Annotated in this window: 16 protein-coding genes; 13 read left to right on the plus strand and 3 right to left on the minus strand. The window is 67.3% G+C overall.

Translation table 11 applies throughout. The features are described from left to right. Positions 1-3: 3 nt before the first annotated feature. The 3 genes from tsaE to ahcY all read right to left on the minus strand — a co-directional run bounded on the left by tsaE (position 4) and on the right by ahcY (position 5,835). Entirely contained in the window at positions 4-1,596 is a 1,593-nt protein-coding gene (tsaE, locus tag E3C22_RS16095) for a tRNA (adenosine(37)-N6)-threonylcarbamoyltransferase complex ATPase subunit type 1 TsaE (protein WP_134763085.1), read from the minus strand. Next, the gene (locus E3C22_RS16100; RefSeq protein ID WP_245515035.1) at positions 1,593-4,169 is read right to left on the minus strand and encodes a sensor histidine kinase; all 2,577 of its coding nucleotides are present in this window, start codon (positions 4,167-4,169) and stop codon (positions 1,593-1,595) included. Before E3C22_RS16100 ends, tsaE begins: the two co-directional genes overlap by 4 nt. Positions 4,170-4,434: 265 nt before the next feature. Continuing rightward, positions 4,435-5,835, minus strand: coding sequence for an adenosylhomocysteinase (ahcY, locus tag E3C22_RS16105; RefSeq protein WP_134763086.1), 1,401 nt, complete (start codon positions 5,833-5,835; stop codon positions 4,435-4,437). A gap of 248 nt (positions 5,836-6,083) precedes the next feature. Here ahcY and E3C22_RS16110 point away from each other — a divergent pair, with 248 nt between their 5' ends. The 13 genes from E3C22_RS16110 (at position 6,084) to E3C22_RS16170 (ending at position 19,555) form a co-directional block, all read left to right on the plus strand. After that, positions 6,084-8,054: an SEL1-like repeat protein gene (locus E3C22_RS16110; protein ID WP_134763087.1), complete on the plus strand. Its 1,971-nt coding sequence runs from the start codon at positions 6,084-6,086 to the stop codon at positions 8,052-8,054. A 204-nt stretch (positions 8,055-8,258) separates the two neighbouring features. Further along, positions 8,259-8,864 (plus strand): 50S ribosomal protein L21, encoded by a 606-nt coding sequence (locus E3C22_RS16115; RefSeq protein WP_134763088.1) that lies wholly within the window; start codon positions 8,259-8,261, stop codon positions 8,862-8,864. 79 nt (positions 8,865-8,943) lie between these two features. Next, the gene (gene rpmA / locus E3C22_RS16120; RefSeq protein ID WP_134763089.1) at positions 8,944-9,213 is read left to right on the plus strand and encodes a 50S ribosomal protein L27; all 270 of its coding nucleotides are present in this window, start codon (positions 8,944-8,946) and stop codon (positions 9,211-9,213) included. A gap of 130 nt (positions 9,214-9,343) precedes the next feature. Further along, entirely contained in the window at positions 9,344-9,931 is a 588-nt protein-coding gene (locus E3C22_RS16125; protein WP_245515036.1) for a GNAT family N-acetyltransferase, read from the plus strand. Then, positions 9,928-10,545, plus strand: a complete 618-nt coding sequence (locus E3C22_RS16130; protein WP_167591800.1) for a DUF3833 family protein — start codon at positions 9,928-9,930, stop codon at positions 10,543-10,545. Before E3C22_RS16125 ends, E3C22_RS16130 begins: the two co-directional genes overlap by 4 nt. A gap of 104 nt (positions 10,546-10,649) precedes the next feature. After that, positions 10,650-11,690, plus strand: coding sequence for a GTPase ObgE (gene obgE / locus E3C22_RS16135; RefSeq protein WP_134763091.1), 1,041 nt, complete (start codon positions 10,650-10,652; stop codon positions 11,688-11,690). Next, positions 11,690-12,889 carry a glutamate 5-kinase gene (proB, locus tag E3C22_RS16140; protein WP_134763092.1) on the plus strand — a complete coding sequence of 400 codons (1,200 nt, stop codon included), beginning with the start codon at positions 11,690-11,692 and terminating at the stop codon, positions 12,887-12,889. The genes obgE and proB overlap by 1 nt, the downstream gene beginning before the upstream one ends. A 13-nt stretch (positions 12,890-12,902) precedes the next feature. Then, positions 12,903-14,189: a glutamate-5-semialdehyde dehydrogenase gene (locus tag E3C22_RS16145; RefSeq protein ID WP_134763093.1), complete on the plus strand. Its 1,287-nt coding sequence runs from the start codon at positions 12,903-12,905 to the stop codon at positions 14,187-14,189. A 101-nt stretch (positions 14,190-14,290) separates the two neighbouring features. Then, the gene (locus E3C22_RS16150) at positions 14,291-14,863 is read left to right on the plus strand and encodes a nicotinate-nucleotide adenylyltransferase (RefSeq protein ID WP_134763327.1); all 573 of its coding nucleotides are present in this window, start codon (positions 14,291-14,293) and stop codon (positions 14,861-14,863) included. Positions 14,864-14,905: 42 nt separating this feature from the next. Next, complete coding sequence (rsfS, locus tag E3C22_RS16155; protein WP_425364991.1) at positions 14,906-15,364, plus strand: ribosome silencing factor; 459 nt, start codon at positions 14,906-14,908, stop codon at positions 15,362-15,364. A 225-nt stretch (positions 15,365-15,589) separates the two neighbouring features. Then, the gene (rlmH, locus tag E3C22_RS16160; protein WP_134763095.1) at positions 15,590-16,072 is read left to right on the plus strand and encodes a 23S rRNA (pseudouridine(1915)-N(3))-methyltransferase RlmH; all 483 of its coding nucleotides are present in this window, start codon (positions 15,590-15,592) and stop codon (positions 16,070-16,072) included. 332 nt (positions 16,073-16,404) lie between these two features. Then, a complete protein-coding gene (locus tag E3C22_RS16165) occupies positions 16,405-18,219 on the plus strand; it encodes a murein hydrolase activator EnvC family protein (protein ID WP_245515037.1) in 1,815 nt (604 codons plus the stop codon). After that, the gene (locus E3C22_RS16170) at positions 18,209-19,555 is read left to right on the plus strand and encodes a S41 family peptidase (protein ID WP_134763096.1); all 1,347 of its coding nucleotides are present in this window, start codon (positions 18,209-18,211) and stop codon (positions 19,553-19,555) included. The genes E3C22_RS16165 and E3C22_RS16170 overlap by 11 nt, the downstream gene beginning before the upstream one ends. Positions 19,556-19,661 lie beyond the last annotated feature (106 nt).

A 19,661-nucleotide genomic window follows, 5' to 3' on the forward strand; every position in this document is an offset into this window, starting at 1 on the left:
TCTTCAGTCGTTCGAACGGTGTCGCTCCTCGACGATCCCCCAGACGCCGTAGAGATGGCGGAGCGCCGAGAGCGAGGGATGGCCGAGCGTGCGGGCGAGATAGCCCTTAAGCCGCGGTATGTGACGTAGATATTGCGGCTTGCCGTCTCTTTTCAGGAGTCGGACGAAAATTCCGAGGATCTTCGAGGCGCGCTGGGCCGCCATGATGGCGTAGTCGCGCTCGAAGGCGAAGGCGTCGAAGCCCGGGTCCTCGGCCCGCCGCCGGGCCAGATAGGCTGCCGTTGCCGCCGCTTCGAGCTCCGCCGAGACGTCGACGCGGGCGTCCTGCGCCAAAGATGCGACGTCGTAGGCCGAAGGGCCGATCATCGCGTCCTGGAAATCGATGAGGCCGATCTTCTGGACGCCTGTCGCATCCGGCCGCCAGATGACGTTCGGCGAGTGGAAATCGCGCAGGACGAGGCTCGTCTCGGCGGTCTCCAGTTCGTCGAAGATCGCGCTCCAGCATTCGGCAAAGAGCTCGCGCTCGTCGCCCGTCGCCGGCCGACCCTTGAGGTCGGGGAGGTACCAGTCGACCAGCAGCCCGACCTCGGCGGTCATCGCCCGCCGGTCGTAATGCGGCACATGATGGATCGGCCCGTCGGGGACGGGAAGTTCCGACGGCCAGGCGACGCCGTGAAGATCGGCGAGGCAGAGAACGGATTCGAGATACCGCTCGGGGATCGGGCGGCGCTCGGCATCGACGATCTGTTCGGCGCCGAGATGCTCGATCAGCAGGATGCCGCGGTCAAGGTCCGCCCGGTGGATCGCCGGTGCGGCGAACCCGGCCTTGCGCAGCGCCGTCGCCAGCGCGACGAAGGGCGTCACGTCCTCGGCGAGATGGGCGATGCGGCTGTAGGGCAGGCCGTCCCTGATCGGCGGCCCGTCCGGCTGGCGCGGCGCGTCCATGAGAACGAGGGTCTCGCCGTCCCGCGTGACCGTTTCGTAGCGACGCGACGAGGCGTCGCCGAAGAACCGCCTGCGTGGGACGTCCGGCAGCCCTGCGCCGCCGAGGAACTCGCGGATGACGAGGCTGCGGGCGATCCGGGAAGATGTACCAGGTGCCGCGGAGATCACCGCCTGGCGGCCACCTTCCGTCGGCAGGGAAAGCTCGATTGAAATGGTCGCGGCGCCGACGGCTTCGGCGGCGCGCTCCGGCCATTCGACGAGGACGATGCCGGCCTCAGAAGCTTCGGAAAAGCCGAGCTCGTCGAGCTCCTCGCCGCCCGCCAGCCGGTAGAGGTCGAAATGGGCGACCGGCGGTTCGCTCTCGTAGCTCTGGACGAGCGTGTAGGTCGGCGAGGGGACTTCGAGCTCCTGGTCGGCCGCGAGCGCGCGGATCAGCGCGCGGGCGAGCGTCGACTTGCCGGCGCCAAGGTCACCCGACAGCGCGACGACGTCGCCGGCCGAAAGCACCATTGCGAGGTCGGCGCCGAGGCGCTCGGTGGCGGCGGCGTCGGCGAGGAAAAGCGTTGCGACCGTCTCCAACCCCGCCGGGCGGGCGTGGCCGGGGCTGTCGTCCGAGGGTCTTTTGCCGATGTCGCCGCCGGATGGGATCATTCGGCCGCGCTCTTGAAGCCGGGCGAGTTGAGGTCTTCCTCCTCCGGAGGGAGCGTGCCGAGCGGGAAGTGGCAGATCACGGCGGTGCCGGCGCCCGGCGACGAACGGACCTCGACATAGCCGTCATGCAGCTCGACGAAGCTCTTGACGATCGACAGGCCGAGGCCGGCACCGGACTGGCGGCCGCCGCTGGGATTGGCCTCGAAGCGCTCGAACACCTTTTCCACCTGTTCCGACGCGATGCCGGGGCCGCGGTCGGAGACCTCGAAGGAGATCATCCCCTGATGGCGCCAGGCCCTGACGCCGACAGTGGAGCCGGCCGGGGCGAAGTTCGCCGCGTTGGAAAGAAGGTTGAACAGGATCTGGGTGAGCCTGTGGCCGTCGGCGAGGAAGCTGTCGCCGGCGCCGGTGAGATCGATCGACAGGCGGATGTCGGCTGCCTCGAAGCGGTCCCTCACGCCGTCGACCGCCTGCTCGACGGTCCTCGCGATATCGACCTCGGACAGGTCGAGCTCCATGATGCCGGCATCGACGGTGGCAAGGTCGAGAATGTCGTTGACGATGGTGAGCAGCGTCGATGTCGAGGACGAGATGTAGTCGAGATACTCGCTCTGGCGGCCGTTGAGCGGGCCGGTCTCGGGCGAGCGCAGCAGCGCCGAGAAGCCGATGATGTTGGTCAGCGGCGAGCGCAGCTCGTAGTTCACGTGCTGGACGAAATCGGTCTTGATCCGGTTCGCCTGTTCCAGGGCGTCGTTGCGTTCACGCAGCACGAGTTCTGCGGCGCGCGCCTCCGAGATGTTCGAGAATGTCAGCATCGTCAGACCGTTCGGCAACGGGACGATAGCGTAGTTGAAGATCCGCCCGTCGGACAGCTGCATCTCGCCGCGCAGCGTGTCGCGGCCGTGCTCGTCGAAGGCGGTGACCTGCTCGGAAAACAGCTGCCAGCCGGCGGAGATCCCCGGCGCCTCGACGCCGCCGGGCCCGCGGGTCGCCTGGACATGCACCTTGGCGAGGTCGGACAGCGTCTGGATGCGCGGCGAGGAAAGGAGCGGCTCGGGCTCGAAGCCCCACATTTCGGCGAAGGCGGGGTTGGAGAGCCGCAGCCGGCCATCGCTGCCGAACACCGCGACCGCCTCGTTCAGATAGTCGATGGTCTCGCGCTGCAGCCGGACGGTGGCCTTGACCTGGCTTTCCAGCTCGAGCTTCTCGGTGATGTCCTCGAACACCCAGGTGGCGCCGCCGCGCGGCTGCGGGGTGGCGATGACGCGCAGCGTCCGGCCGTCGGCGAGATGCCACATCGCCTCGGTCGGCTCGGCGGCGCGATAGGCGGCAAGGTCCTGCTCGCGCATTTCCGAGCGCAGCAGCTTTTCGGTCGGCAGGATGCCGCGGGTGCGCAGGTGATCGAGCAGCGCCACGTGGTCTGGCTCGGTCTCCAGATAGGCGTTGGTGAGATCGAACAGCCGCTGGAAGGCGGCGTTGTAGTAGCAGAGCCGCGTGCGCTCGTCGAAACGGGCGACGGCGGTTGCGAGCTGGTCGAGCGTCTCGGACTGGCTGACGATCGTCTGGTGCAGCTCCATGCGCACCTGCTCGGTCTCCGAGACGTCGACGGCAAGGCCCGCCGAGCCGACCGGACCGGAGGTCTCGACGACGTTGAAATTGCGCCGGTCGGCTTCGACGACGGTCGAGAGCTTCGCCTCGAAGGGCCTGCCCTCGGACAGCTTCTTGACGATGCGCAGCCTGTCCTGGGCGCTGAGGAATTCCAGCTGACGCTCGAGGGCATCGGCGACCGACGGAGCGTCGACCGACTTGGCATAGGCCTGGTTGACCCAGGCGAGCCGGCCGTTCCTGTCGCGCAGCCAGATCGCCAGCGGCGCCTGGTCGAAGAGCGACTGCATCGCCTCGACGGTCGCCTGCGCCCGCGACTGGGCGGTGGCAAGCTCGTTCAGCCGCTTGCGCAGGCCGCCCAGCGCGGTGAAGCGCACCATGGCGAGGCCGCCCGAGGTCCGCCCGGCGGCTTCGACGACGCAGTCGGCGTCGAGATCGATCGCCAGGCGGAAAGGCTTGGCGCTTTCGATGAGTTCGGCGATCGCGGCTTCGAGCCCCGCCACCTGTTCGGCGGGCATCCAGTCGGCGAAGATCAGGAAGCGCTCGGGATCGGCGGGGATCTGACGGATCGAGGCGATCTCGCCGATGACTTCGGGTGCCTCGGCTCCGGCAAAGACGAGGATGCGCTCTTCCCCCGAGACGAGCAGCGCCGTGCGGGCGTCCGCTTCCTGCTGCGCCTGGTGAAGTTCGCTGCGCAGCGCCTCGTTGTCGGAGTGGAGGGCCGCCCGCTGCCGGACGAGGAAGGTCGCCGCGACCATGGCGGCGCCGATCAGAAAGGCGATCGAGGAGAGATAGAGGATGTCGAGGTCGGACAGCATCCGGCCGACATCTGCCGCAAGGTTCGGCTCCTGAGCGGCCGCGACCGACGGCGCCAGGATCGCCGCGAGTGTCTCGAACCCCACCGCCGCCCCGGCGATCGCCGCGACGTCGACGATGGCCGCCGCCGTCATGTTTCGCCCGGAATCCATGCGCAACCCGTTGGCGCCCCCGCGCCCGGGTCGGATGTCTTTCGACATGTGATCGTGCCCTCGTCTTTGCCGCCGCTATCGAGACTGAACTCAACGCGTCTCTATCGAGGCTTTCAGGTCCGCATCGGAAAGCCTTGATTCGGACATATTAGCGGCTGGCGACTCGGGTGCAATCGGTAATATTTGACTTTAATTGAAACGAAACGGTCCGGCGAGGCTTGCGCTTCGCCGGACCTTGTGAATCGGCCTTGGGCCGGGCTGCAAATCAGTAGCGATAATGCTCTGGCTTGTAAGGACCCTGAGGCGTCACGCCGATATAGGCGGCCTGTTCTTCCGAGAGCTCGGAGAGCCTTGCGCCGAGCTTGCCGAGGTGAAGTCGAGCGACCTTCTCGTCGAGATGCTTGGGCAGGACATAGACCTGGTTCTGGTACTGGCCGCCCTTGGTGAACAGCTCGATCTGCGCCAGCGTCTGGTTGGTGAAGGACGCCGACATCACGAAGCTCGGATGACCGGTGGCGTTGCCGAGGTTGAGGAGGCGACCTTCCGAGAGCAGCAGCATGCGGTTGCCCTTGGGAAACTCGACCATGTCGACCTGCGGCTTGATGTTCGTCCACTTGAGGTTCTTCAGGGCGTCGACCTGAATCTCGTTGTCGAAGTGGCCGATATTGCCGACGATCGCCATGTCCTTCATCTCGCGCATGTGCTCGATGCGGATGACGTCCTTGTTGCCGGTGGTGGTGATGAAGATGTCGGCGGAAGCGACGACGTCCTCGAGCTGCACCACCTCGAAGCCGTCCATCGCCGCCTGCAGCGCGCAGATCGGATCGACCTCGGTGACCTTGACGCGGGCGCCGGCGCCCTGGAGCGAGGCGGCCGAACCCTTGCCGACGTCGCCATAGCCGCAGACGACGGCGACCTTGCCGGCCATCATCACGTCGGTGCCGCGGCGGATGCCGTCGACCAGCGATTCCTTGCAGCCGTACTTGTTGTCGAATTTCGACTTGGTGACGCTGTCGTTGACGTTGATCGCGGGGAAAGGCAGCAGGCCCTTCTTCTGCAGCTGATAGAGGCGGTTGACGCCGGTGGTCGTCTCCTCGGTGACGCCCTTGATGGCATCGCGCTGCCTGGTGAAGAAGCCCGGGGTCTCGGCCATGCGCTTCTTGATCTGGGCAAAGAGGATCTTCTCCTCCTCGCTACCGGGATTGGACAGGACGTCCTCGCCCGCCTCGGCGCGCGCGCCGGTGAGGATGTACATCGTGGCGTCGCCGCCGTCATCGAGGATCATGTTCGACGGCTGGCCGTCCGGCCACTGGAAGATCTTGTCGGTGTAGGTCCAGTATTCCTCGAGGGTCTCGCCCTTGATGGCGAAGACCGGAACGCCGGCGGCGGCGATCGCGGCGGCGGCGTGGTCCTGAGTCGAAAAGATGTTGCAGGAGGCCCAGCGGACATCGGCGCCGAGGGCGACGAGCGTCTCAATGAGAACGCCGGTCTGGATCGTCATGTGGAGCGAGCCGGTGATCCGGGCGCCCTTCAGCGGCTTGTCGGCGCCGAATTCCTCGCGGCAGGCCATCAGGCCCGGCATTTCGGTCTCCGCGATGTCCAGTTCCTTGCGGCCGTAGTCGGCGAGCGCAATGTCCTTGACGATGTAGTCGGTCTGTTCGCTCATACTGTCGGAACTCCCTTTCTCGATGCGGTTGTTCGGAAAACGCGGCGCATGGACGCCTGATCGTTGGCGCCGGCTTTAGCAGGGGAGGAGCAGCGGGACAAGAGGATATAAACATTTGTTTATGTCTTGATCGGATTTTTCGCCGGTGGGATTCCCGCCCGGCCTTGGCTACAATCGATCCCGGAATCGCAGGTGGTGCCGGCCGGCATGGGCGTCTTTTGAATGTCGGCGGGAATGGGAGGAAGACGATGATGCGAAGATTCGCCGCGCGTTTCGCGGCGGCGCTGATCTTGGCCGTTGCGATGGCCGGTCCGGCCCCTGCCCAGACGGCGGCACCGACGCCGGCGAAGATCGCCGAGGACGCCGGCGGACTGTCCGATCTCGTCCTGCCCTACGCACCCTATCTCTTCGACTTCGCCGTCACCTCGCTCAGAAGCGTTGCCCAGATCACCTATTCCGGCCGGCGCTACGATCCGATCACCCGCTCGCTGGTGGTGAGCGGGCTGCAGGTCGACCGCGACAAGGTGCATTTTCGCGTCGGCCAGATGCGGATCGCCGCCGACCAGCTGATCCTCGACGACGTCGCGGTCGACACCCGGCCGCTGCCGCTCGACCCCACCGTGCGTGACGTTCTCGACAAGCTCGGACGCAGGATCGTCGTCGGCAACGTCACCATCGGTTTCACGCTCGACGCGCCCCGGGCCGACTATCTCGTCGAGGCGACGGCCCGCTTCGACGGCATCGGGGCGATCGACCTCGATGCCGACCTCCGGGGCTTTCACTTTCTTGCCCCGCTCGACAGCATCGAGGGGGACGCCGCGGGCGGCAAGCCCGAGATCCGCGGCCGCCTGCGAACGGCGGACTTCGCCTTCACCGACATGGGCCTCGTGCCGGTGCTTTATGACGTGCTCGGAGGCCAGCAGGGTCTCGATCCCCAGGCCGCGAAAGGCGCTGCCGGGCTGATCGCCGGTGCCGCTGTCGCCGGGGTCTTCGAAAAACTGCCGGGCGGACCGACGCCGGCCCTGACGCAGCGGGCGGGCGCCTGGTCGGCGGCCGTCCAGGCCTTCCTCAAGGCCCCCGACCGGCTGTCGGTTTCCTTCCGGCCGCAGGAGCCCTTCGACCTTTCGCGCCTGACCGACGGGGCCGTCACCGCCGAAGACGTCGAAGCCCTCCAGCCGGACGTTGCCGCCGGGCAGACGCCGCGCCAGGCACTGCTCTCGCCCCAGGAGGTCCAGCTCGCGCCGGATGCGCCGCTGGCAGATGTTCTCGGCCTTGCCGAAACGCTGCTGGAAGGACGCGGGACGCCGCAGAATGCCGGCCGGGCGCTCGCGCTGATCATGCCCGCGGCGATGGACGGCAATCGCGCCGCCGTCGCGCTGCTCGCCCGGACGATCGCCACCGATCCCTACATCGCCATCGGCCAGGACAAGCTGGTGCCGAGCTATGTGGCGCTCGACCTGGCGCTGGCCGAAGGGCTGCCCCATGCCGCCGAGAGCCTCGTCGCGGTCGGGCGGCGGCTGAGCCCGGCGGAAATCGTCGGCGCCGAGGACGAGGCCGTCGCGACATGGCGGCAGACGCCGGTCGGCGAGCGCCAGCGGGCGACGGAGATCGAGGCTTTCCGCAGCCGCGACTGGCCGACGATCCGCCGCCTCGCCTATGCCTATTACGAAGGCGCCGAGATGCCCCGCAACATCATGCGGGCCTATGGCTGGGCGTCGATCGCGGCGGCCGGCGGCGACCGCACTGCGGCCCGGCTGCGCGACGAGCTGACGAGGGCTGCTGGCAGCGGCAGGCTGGTGCTGCCGCTCGATCAGGCGCGCAAGGCGACGGACGACCTCTGGGCGCTGATTCTCGGCGGCGACAAACCACCGAGCGGTGACAAGCCGGCTGGCGGCGACGCGCCGGCGGATGCAGGACGCGGGGAGGGCGCGGCGGCGCCCGCCACCGGAAGCGGCGACCCTGCGACCGACGGCGGTCCCGTGGCCCCGCAGGCGGCGCCGTCCGTGCCGGTTGCTCCTTCTGCCGAAAGTGGTGCCGGGGCTGGCGTCCCAAGCGCCGATCCGCGCGGCGGCGCGTCCTCGTCGCCGGCGCCGGAAACGCCGCCGGCAAAGGGTCGGACGTCGGGCGAGGCGGTCGATCCGCCGCCGGCCCCGGCCGAGAGCGAGGACAGCGAGCGGGAGACCGCTTTTGTGACGGAGCGGCACCAGATCCCGCGCTGATCGGCGGCAGGGCCGTGGGTGATGCCGCATCGGCTGTGCGCAAGGGGCTGCGGCGCCTTGACCTTGCGGATTTCAACCACTATAGGAACCGCATTCTAGGGGTAGGTGTGTCCGTACCCCATTCGCCCAATCCGCAACCGACTGAACAAGAAGACGGCCCGCGCCCTTCGCGGCACGAGAGCTGGTCTGACGAACGGAGAAAAAATGTTCGCAGTCATCAAGACCGGTGGCAAGCAGTACCGCGTCGCCGCCGAAGACAAGTTCACCATCGAGCGCATTCCCGGCGAGGCCGGTGATCTCGTCACCCTCAGCGAGGTGCTGATGGTCGGCTCGTCGATCGGCGCTCCCTTCGTCAAGGGAGCGAGCGTCAGCCTCGAGATCGTCGAGCAGACACGTGGCAAGAAGGTCATCTCCTTCAAGAAGCGCCGTCGCCAGAACTCCAAGCGCACCCGCGGCCATCGCCAGGATCTGACGATGGTTCGTGTGGCCGAGATCCTGACCGACGGCAAGGCGCCGTCCGGCAAGGCCAAGGCCGCCAAGCCGCAGAAGGAAGAGGCCGCGGAAGCCGAGGTCGCCGCACCCGAGACGCCGATGTTCACGGCACCCGCGGGCGACGCCGACAAGCTGACCAAGATCAAGGGCATCGGCCCGGTCGCGGAGAAGCAGCTGAACGCGCAGGGCATCACCACCTTCGCGCAGATCGCCGCCTTCACCGACGAGGACATCGAGCGGATCGACGCCGCGATGCCCTTCTCGGCGGCGCAGATCAGCGACTGGCGCGAGCAGGCGAAGGCCCTTGGCGCCAAGTAAGGCGCCGGCGGTCCAGAAACGAAATTCGAAGGACCTCTCCGGACGGTCCGCTGCCTGAGACAGGCAAGGAGATTGAACGATGGCACATAAGAAAGCTGGCGGTTCCTCGCGCAACGGTCGCGACTCGGAGTCCAAGCGCCTCGGCGTGAAGAAATTCGGTGGCGAAGCCGTGATTGCCGGCAACATCCTCGTACGTCAGCGCGGCACGCGCTGGCATCCGGGCGCCAATGTCGGCCTTGGCAAGGATCACACCCTTTTCGCCAAGGCGGAAGGCACAGTCGCCTTCCAGAAGAAGGCCAATGGCCGAACCTACGTCGCGATTATGCCGAAAGCCGAAGCCGCCGAATGACCGGAGCTTCTGAGCGCCGGCGTTCCAACGACCCGGCGCTCAACCAGCCAGAAGGCATTGCCTGACGGATCGAGCGGAAGGGGAGATGGATCGCCGTCTCCCCTTTTCGCTTGAGAGGAAGGACGATGCGATGACCGAAGAGATGACGGAAAGGCCGAGACCGCGGACGGGCGCGCCTCGGGCTCTCGTCTCCCCGAGGCTGAGGCTGCGGCCGCCGGCGCCTGACGACGCCGAAGCGATCGCCGAACTGCTCGACGACTACGACGTCGTGAAGATGCTGTCCCGGGTGCCCTGGCCCTACACGCGGGACCATGCGGAGGACTTCATCCGCGACCATGGCGACGAGACCGTCTTCGCCATCTGCCTGAAGGCGACCGGCGATCTCGTCGGGATCTGTGGCGTTCAGCCGGACGACAGGCGGCCGAAGCGCGGCGAACTCGGCTTCTGGATCGGCCGTCCCTTCTGGGGCAACGGCTATGCCACCGAGGCGGCCCATGCGGCGATCGACTACGGCTTTACCGCGCTCGGTCTCGACGAGATCACCGTCAGCTGCCGGGTGATCAACGAGGCCTCGCGCCGGGTCATCTGGAAATGCGGCTTCCGCTTCTCCGGCAACGGCATGATCGAAACGGTGTCGGCCGGGCGTGTGGCGTCGGAGCATTTCAGCCTCGACCGCAGCTGCTGGCGGTCGCTGAAATCCTGGGGAGAGGCACGATGATCGCGAATGCTGAAGCAACCGCTCGGCGGTGGTGCCGTGAGGCCGTTTTCATGCTCGCCATTGCTGCGGGCATGATCCTGAATGTGGCCGTTTCCCCGGCTGCCGCCGCAAACGCAGGAGCGTCTTCCGCTGGTGGCCGCGGTGCGACCTCTGCCGCGTCGCTGTCACTTCTCGCCTTCTTCGATGGTCGAGCCACCTCCAGCGGTACAACCACGACACTTCTCTTTTCGAAGAGCCACTTCACTGCTGCGTTTTCCGGCAAGGTGAGGGGGGGTCGCCTGCATCTCGACGAGCGGTTCCAGTTCGATGATGGCAAACCCCTGCAGCAGTGGGATCTCGTGCGTGCGTCCGATGGGAGCTATCGCGGGTCGGTTACGACGGAACTCGGCGACGGGACCATGGCGCCGCCAGTGCCGGTCGAAGGCCACAGCTTTGCGGGCGGCGTCGTCCTCTCCTATGACGGTTATGCGCCAGGTGGCGGCCACTCGATCCTGGGGTTTCGCCATGAGATGGCATGGTGTGCACCGGACATGGTTGCGAACCGAGTGACGATCTCGAAATTCGGAATACCGGTCGCGGTCTCCGACGTGATTTTCGAGCGCGGGAAGCGGTAAGACCAATAAGTGTTCGGTCGCGCGCCATGCGCCGACCGGCGACGAAAAAGACGTGACGCGGGCCGATGATGGGCCCGCTGGCGACGGATGAAGACGGTAGAACGATGAAGTTCCTCGACCAGGCGAAAGTCTATGTGCGCTCCGGCGACGGCGGCGCGGGCTCGGTCTCGTTCCGGCGGGAGAAGTTCATCGAGTTCGGCGGCCCGGACGGCGGTGACGGCGGCCGCGGCGGCGACGTCTGGATCGAGGGTGTCGCCGGCCTCAACACGCTGATCGACTATCGCTACCAGCAGCACTTCAAGGCCAAGACCGGCATGCACGGCATGGGCCGCAACCGCAACGGCGGCAAGGGCGCCGACGTGACGCTGAAGGTGCCGGCAGGAACGCAGATCTTCGCCGAGGACAACGAGACGCTGATCTGCGACATCACCGAGGTCGGCGAGCGGCATCGCATCGCCGCCGGCGGCAATGGCGGCTTCGGCAACGCGTATTTCAAGTCGTCGGTGAACCAGGCGCCGCGCCACGCCAATCCCGGCCTGCCGGGCGAGGAACTGACGATCTGGCTGCGTCTGAAGCTGATCGCCGATGCCGGCCTCGTTGGCCTGCCCAATGCCGGCAAGTCGACCTTCCTCGCCTCGGTGACCAGGGCCCGGCCGAAGATCGCCGACTATCCCTTCACGACGCTGCATCCGGGCCTCGGCGTCGCGAAAATCGATGACGCTGAATTCGTCATTGCCGACATCCCAGGCCTGATCGAGGGTGCCCATGAGGGCGTCGGGATCGGCGACCGGTTTTTGGGCCATGTCGAGCGGACGGCGACCCTGCTGCATCTCGTCTCGGCGATGGAGGAGAACGTCGGCAAGGCCTATCGCACCGTGCGCCGCGAGCTCGAGGCCTATGGTCACGGCATTGCCGACAAGCCGGAGATCGTCGCCTTGTCGCAGATCGATACGATCGCCGGGGAGGACCGCGCGGCAAAGCTTGCCGAACTCCGCGAGGCCGCAGGTGTCGAGCCGCTGGCGCTTTCGGCGGTCAGCGGCGAGGGGATGACCGAGGCGCTCCGCCGCATGCGCGCGGAAATCGCCGGTCTCGCTCCGTCGGACGAGGCGGTCGCGGCGGATGGCGCTGCGGCGGGAAACGCGTGATGGGCAATCTCCTCCAGGGCCATCAGCGGATCGTCGTCAAGATCGGCTCGTCGCTGCTCGTCGACCGCGAGCGCGGCATGAAGCGCACCTGGCTGGAATCCCTCGGCGAGGACATCGCCCGGCTGGTCTCCGAGGGGCGGCAGGTGCTCGTCGTCTCCTCCGGCGCCATCGCCATGGGCCGCAAGCTCCTGAAGATGCCGCGCGGCGCGCTGCGTCTCGAGGAGAACCAGGCGGCGGCGGCGGTCGGCCAGATCGCGCTGTCGCGGACCTATTCCGAAATTCTCGGCCGCCACGGGCTCGAAACCGGTCAGATCCTGCTGACCATCGGCGACACCGAGGAGCGCCGGCGCTATCTCAATGCTCGCGCCACGCTGGCGACGCTGATCGACATGGGCGCGGTGCCGGTGATCAACGAGAACGACACGGTCGCGACCAGCGAGATCCGCTACGGCGACAACGACCGCCTGGCGGCCCGCGTCGCCACCATGGTCGATGCCGACCTCCTGATCCTGCTTTCCGACATCGACGGGCTCTACACCGCCCCGCCATCCGAGGATCCGGACGCCGCCCATATCCCTCTGGTCGAGCATATCACTCCCGAAATCGAGGCAATGGCCGGCAGCGCCGGGTCGGAGCTGTCGCGCGGCGGCATGAAGACCAAGATCGACGCCGGCAAGATCGCCACCGGCTCCGGCACCGCGATGATCATCACTGCCGGCCAGCGTCTCTATCCGCTCTCTGCCATCGAGCGCGGCGAGCGGGCGACGATGTTTCTGCCCTCCGGCACCCCGCGCAGCGCCCGCAAGCGCTGGATCGCTGGCCATCTGCAGATGAACGGGGCGCTTGTCGTCGACGAGGGCGCGATCGCGGCGCTGACGTCGGGCAAGAGCCTGCTCGCGGCCGGTGTCGTCTCGGTGCATGGTGCCTTCTCGCGCGGCGATCCGGTGATGATCACCCGCCGCGACGGCTCGGAGGTGGCGCGCGGCATCGTCGCCTATGATTCCGACGACGCCCGCAAGATTGCCGGGCTGCGCTCGTCGGCGGTGAGCGAGGCGCTCGGCTACGAGGCCCGCGCCGCCATGATTCATCGCGACGACCTGGTGCTCAGCCAGGCCGTCGAAAGCATAGCTGCGGAGGTCGCCAGCCTGATCGCGGAAGACGACGAGCTGGCCGGCCGCAATGCGGTCGAAGCAGGATAGAGGGAAACGCCAGATGCTCGACAGGGCAGAGACAGACGCCGGCTCGGTCGGCGCGATCATGGACGATATCGGCCGGCGCGCCCGCGCCGCCTCCCGCATTTTGGCGCTTTCGCCGCGCGAACAGAAGGACGCGGCGCTGAACGCCATGGCGGACGCCGTCAACGCCGCCATGCCGGCGATCCTCGAAGCCAATGGCGAGGACGTCGCGGCAGCTCAGGAGGCCGGCATGACCGCGGCCTTCCTCGACCGGCTGACGCTTAACGCCGCCCGGATCATCGCGATGTCCGAGGGGCTGCGGGCGATCGCCGACCTTCCCGATCCCGTCGGCGACACAATCGCCGCCTGGGAGCGGCCGAACGGCCTGAAGATCGAGCGCGTCAGGACGCCGCTCGGCGTCATCGGCGTCATCTACGAGAGCCGGCCGAACGTCACTGCCGATGCCGGCGGCCTCTGCCTGAAGGCCGGCAATGCGGTGATCCTGCGCGGCGGCTCGGACTCGGCGCGCTCGTCACGGGCGATCCAGGCGGCGCTGGCGGACGGGCTGAAGGCCGCGGGCCTGCCGGGCGACGCGATCCAGATCGTCCCGGTGACGGATCGGGCGGCGGTGGGCGAGATGCTGAAGGGCCTTGCCGGCAACATCGACGTCATCGTGCCGCGCGGCGGCAAGTCGCTTGTGGCCAGGGTTCAGGACGAGGCGCGGGTGCCGGTCTTCGCCCATCTGGAAGGCCTCTGCCACGTCTATGTCGACGCGTCGGCCGACCTCACCATGGCGGTCGAGGTGGTGGCGAATTCGAAGATGAGGCGGACCGGCATCTGCGGTTCGGCCGAGACGCTGCTGGTCGACAGAAAGGTGGCGGCGAGCCATCTTGCGCCGATCCTCGACGCGCTCGCCGAAAAAGGCTGCGAGATCCGCGCCAGCGCGGAGGTGAGGGCGCTCTATCCGAAGGCCGGCCTTGCGGACGAGACCGACTTTTCCACCGAATATCTCGACGCGATCATTTCCGTCGCCCTGGTCGACGGTGTCGAGGGGGCGATCGCGCATATCGAGACATATTCCTCCCACCATACCGAGGCGATCCTTGCCGAGGACGAAGCGGCGGTGGCGGCCTTCTTTGCCGGCATCGACTCGGCGATCCTCCTCCACAACGCCTCGACCCAGTTCGCCGATGGCGGCGAGTTCGGCATGGGCGGGGAGATCGGCATCGCCACCGGCAAGATGCATGCCCGCGGGCCGGTGGGCGTCGAGCAGCTGACGAGCTTCAACTACCGCGTCCGCGGCAGCGGCCAGACGCGGCCGTGATGGAACCGGGGGAGACCAGCTGGAAAGAGGCGCGTCCGGCCGGGCCGTTCGATGCCGCCACGGCGGGCTCGGCGCTGGCGATCCCGCCCGGCAACGGCCAGATGATCGTCGGCGTCTTCGGCGGCTCGTTCAACCCGCCCCATGAAGGCCATCGCCTCGTCGCCGAAACGGCCGTGCGGCGGCTCGGCCTGACGCGCATCTGGTGGGTGGTGACGCCCGGCAACCCTTTGAAGGACCACGGCGCGCTGCGACCGCTCGACGAGCGGATCGACCTCGTTCACCAGTTCGCCTCGCCGGCGAAGTCGACGGTCACCGCCTTCGAGGCCCGCTACAAGGTGCGCTTTACCGCCGACACGCTGGCGCTGGTGAAGCGTCGCCGGCCGGACATGCGGATCGTCTGGGTGATGGGCGCCGACTCGATGGCGAGCTTTCACCGCTGGCAGGAATGGCGCTGGATCGCCGACAACGTGCCGATCGCCGTCGTCGACCGGCCGGGGATGACCTTTCCGGCGCTCGCCTCGCCCTTTGCCCGGCGCTACGCCTTCGCGCGGGTCGCACAGGAACGCGCAAGCATCCTGCCCTATCGTCAGGCGCCGGCCTGGACCTTCCTGTTCGGGCCACGCAACGAAGCCTCTTCGACGAGGCTTCGCAATGCCGTTGCCGGAACGTCTTGAAACGGACACGGAACATTGCCTACATTATTGCTGCCAGCATCGCTGGGATGCCGGCAAGTTGACCCCGGGAAAGGGAAAACGACACTGAGACAAGCGGCTGAAGCGAAGGGGGTCTTCGAGACTTCTCCTTCTGAAGCGCCTGCGACCGACATCTCGGCCGGCGGGACCGCCATCGACCTCGTGATCCAGAGTCTCGAAGACTCCAAATGCGAGGACCTCGTCTCCATCGATCTGACTGGCAAGTCGGCGATCGCCGACTTCATGGTGGTCGTCTCCGGACGGTCCAACCGCCACGTCATGGCCATTGCCGATCACCTCCTGCGTCACATCAAGGAGCATGGTCTCGGCAGCGCCAAGGTCGAAGGCCTCCAACACGGCGACTGGGTGCTGATCGATACGGGCGACATCATTGTCCATATCTTCCGCCCCGAAATCCGCAGCTTCTACAATATCGAGAAGATGTGGACCGTCGGCGACGGCGGAGACGCGACGATCCACTGATCGTCGCGGACGGGCGAAGAAGCGGGTTTTCGGCGCGGAAACGGTCCGCGCGCACCGGCTTTTGCGCGGGTTTTTCGGTAGCCGGCCCCTCGGCAGCGGCGGGCAGGCGCCATCGCCGTTGCGGCTGCGTCCGGCCAGCGCCGAAGCGTCCTGCTTCGAACGGCGAGGCGGAACGCCTGCGGCCGATCATTCCTTCCAGACATGGCCCGTCAAAGGGCGATCGACATGCGTGTGACCATCGCCGCCGTCGGGCGGATGAAGAAGGGCCCGGACCAGGCGCTGGTCGAGCGCTATCTCGGCCGGCTCGAAAAGGTCGGCGGGCAGGTCGGCCTCGACTTTCGCGGCACGCGGGAAATCGTCGAATCGCGGCTGCAGACCGTCGCCGAAAGGCGGAAGGAGGAGGCGGCGAAACTTGCCGCCGGCCTCGATGCGGATTGCGTGCGCATCGTCTTCGACGAGCGCGGCGACAGCCTGTCTTCGGAAGAATTTGCAAGCTTCGTCGGCGATCTCCGCGACGCCGGGCGGCGCGACGCCTGTTTCATCATCGGCGGTCCCGACGGCCATGACCCGGATTTCGCCGCAACGGCGGAGAGGCGGCTCTCCTTCGGCCGGATGACCTTTCCGCACCAGATCGCCCGGCTAATGCTCGCCGAACAGCTCTACCGGGCCGCGACCATCCTTTCCGGCCATCCCTATCATCGCGCCTGAGGGCGGCACGCCGGAATTGGCGGCCGGCCCCTTGGTCGGTTCACTGTGCGGCGGGGCGGCAGGCCCTGGCCCCTGGAGATGGGGCTATCTCGCTGAAGGCGCATCGCGGCTGTCACGAACCACGCGAATTCGGCATTGTCGCCCTACGACCACAGGCCGAGGACTGGGAAATGTGCTATCGCAGTGGTTCGCCCGCGATGGACGGGCTTTCGCTGCTTGAGGTGCAGCGATAGCTCGCAGCGTGGCATTCGGTCGCCGGGCCGCAATGATGGTTGATCGATTGTTAACGGCTTGATTCTATCGTCGGCGGGGTGAGGACAGGACGAAGCGGCGTGACTGCAGGACCGAGAAGCGGCGGGGGTGTCGAAGACCCCGACGACCTGCGCGGCAAGCGTGCCCGCCCGGCCATGCTGCTCGCCGGCTCCATGCTGGCGGCACTGCTCATCCTCGTCGGCCGACCTGCTGCGGCACCCGCCAAATCCGACACCGATCCGACCGAAGTCGCGGCCATCTCCAAGGCGGCGATGGCCGGCCCCGACGCCTCGATCTCGATGTCGGCCGGCGCCATCGAGGCGCGGCGGAAGAAGACGGCCGCCGACCTTGCCGACCTTGCCTCCCGCATCGAACTTTCCGAATCGACGATCCGCTCGCTCGACGACGAACTCGTCTCGATCGCCGCCGACCGGGACAAGCTGGCGGCAGCCCTCAAGGAGGCGACGCAGTCCCAGCGGCGGATCAGCGCCGGGCTCGATGCGACCGAGGAGCGGATCACCGGCCTCGATCGCCAGGAGGCGGAGATCCGCGCCTCGCTCGCCTCTCGCCGCGGCGTCCTTGCCGAAGTGCTCGCCGCGCTGGAGCGGATGGGGCGCAAGCCGCCGCCGGCGCTGCTGGTGCGCCCGCGCGACGCCCTCGGCGCGGTGCGCAGCGCGATCCTCCTTGGCGCCGTCGTTCCGAAGATGCGCAAGGATGCCGAGGCACTCGTCGCCGATCTCGAAAAGCTGCGGGGCGTCAAGACGGCGATCGTCGCCGAGAAGGATCGCTTCGTTGCCCAGATGAAGGAGCATCGCGAGGAGGAAGCGCGGCTCGAGAACCTGTTTGCGGAAAAGCGTCGGCTCGAAGCCGACAGCCGCGAGCGCCGCAAGGCCGAGACCGAGAGGGCGGCCGAACTCGCCCGCAAGGCGGAGGGGCTGAAGGACCTCATCGCCTCGCTGCAGGCCGAAGCGGACGCGGCAAAGGCCCGAGAGGCGGCACGGCAGGCGGCGGAAGCCAAGAAGATCGCCGAGGCCGAAGCGCGCGCCTCGAAAGCCAATCGCGACGTCGCCGATGCGCATGAAAGGCTCGCTCTCGACCGCTCGAAGAGCGACGGGGAGGGGGCAGCGACCCGGACAGCAGAAGGACAGACCGGCCGGGTGACCGCCAAGAGCGGCGAAGGCGAGGACGCGCCGACAGAAATCGCGGGAGCGACCGGCCCGCAGCCGCCAGATGCGGGCGCCGAGCCACCGGCGACGGATCTCGCTGCGCGAGAACCGGCTCCGGGTGAATCACCCGATGCCGGCCAACCGGACGCAGGCGAGGTGGCTTCGACGGAGCCTGAAGAGGCGACCCGCGTCGCCGCGCTCGAGGACGACGCCCCGGACCGAAAGGCCTATGACATCGCGGCTTTGAGAAACAACACGATGTTACTTGAACCTGCCGCCGCATTTTCGACACTCAAGGCTCGTTTGTCGAAACCCGTGCTCGGGAGACAGATCATTGGATTCGGTGAGAAGGACGACATCGGCAGGCCATCGACCGGACTGTCCTTCGCGTCTCGGCCCGGCGACGTCGTCATCGCGCCGGCGGACGGCCGGGTGCTCTACGCCGGACCCTTCCGCTCTTATGGCGAACTCTTGATCCTTGATGCCGGCGATGGCTATCATATCGTCTTGGCCGGCATGGACCGTATCGACGTGTCGAGTGGCCAGTTCGTTTCGGCAGGGGAGCCGGTGGCGCTGATGGGTGCGCGGCGGCTGGCAAGTGTTCAGGTGGCGGAGTTCGGCGCGGCCGAGCCTGCGCTCTACGTCGAATTTCGCAAAGACGGGAAACCGGTCGATCCGACCCCCTGGTGGACGGAAGAACCCTCTGGAAGGACGAGGAATGATTCGTAAGCTATCGATACTCTTCGCCGGCGTGCTGATGGGAGCCACGGCGATGACCGTGGTCAGCCAGAGCCCGGGCGTCGCCAACGCCGCCGGGTCCGATACCTATCGCCAGCTTGCGATCTTCGGCGACGTCTTCGAACGTGTCCGCGCCCAGTATGTCGACAAGCCCGACGATCAGAAGCTGATCGAGACGGCGATCAACGGCATGCTCACCTCGCTCGACCCGCATTCGAGCTACATGAACGCCAAGGAAGCCGCCGAGATGCGGACCGAGACCCGCGGCCAGTTCGGTGGCCTCGGCATCGAAGTCACCATGCAGGACGAGCTCGTCAAGGTGGTTTCGCCCTTCGAGGGCACCCCGGCGGACAAGGCCGGCGTTCTCGCCGGCGACCTGATCGCCGAGATCAACGGCGAGCAGGTCCGCGGCCTGACTCTCGGTGAAGCCGTCGACAAGATGAAGGGCGACATCGGCTCCAAGGTGACGCTGACGATCATCCGCGAGGGGGCGACCAAGCCGGTGCGCCTGACGCTGACCCGCGCCGAGATCAAGGTTCCGTCCGTCCGTCACTCGGTCGAGGGCGACGTCGGCTACATCAAGCTGCTGAAGTTCAACGAGCAGACCACGGTCGGCCTCGAGGACGCCATCGCCGACATCAAGGAGAAGGTCGGCGAGGACAAGCTCAAGGGCTACATCGTCGACCTGCGGCGCAATCCGGGCGGCCTTCTCGACGAGGCGGTGTCGGTGTCCGACGCCTTCCTCAACAATGGCGAGATCGTCTCGACCCGCGGCCGCAACTCCGACGAGACCCGGCGCTACAACGCCCGCTCCGGCGACGACATCGACGGCAAGCCGCTGGTGGTGCTGGTGAACGGCGGATCGGCCTCGGCTTCGGAAATCGTCGCCGGTGCGCTGCAGGATCAGCGCCGCGCGACCATCGTCGGCACAAGGTCCTTCGGCAAGGGCTCGGTCCAGACGATCATCCCGCTCGGCCAGAACGGCGCCCTGCGGCTGACGACGGCGCTCTACTACACGCCGTCCGGCAGCTCGATCCAGGGCCGCGGCATCAATCCGGACATCACCGTCGAGCAGCCGCTGCCGAAGGAGATCCGCGACCAGATGGGTCTCGACGGCGAGGACGAGATCGTCCGCGGCGAGTCCTCCCTGCGCGGCCACATCCCGGGCAAGGAAGAGACCGACGAGGGCTCGGGTTCGCTCGACTACATCCCGCCGGAAAAGAAGGACGACCTGCAGCTCCAGTATGCGCTCGACCTTCTGAACGGCAAGAAGACCAACGCGATGTTCCCGCCCAAGCAGGAAGCCAACGCCAGCGTCAACAACTGATCCGGCGCGGGCGCCAGCCGCCCGCCCGATCCGGCACCAAAACAGCCCGGTCGCCAGTGCGGCCGGGCTTTTTCGTCGGTTGATTCCGCAACGGCATGGCGAGCCC

Source organism: Jiella endophytica, assembly GCF_004519335.1.
In the GTDB taxonomy this organism is placed as follows: domain Bacteria; phylum Pseudomonadota; class Alphaproteobacteria; order Rhizobiales; family Rhizobiaceae; genus Jiella; species Jiella endophytica.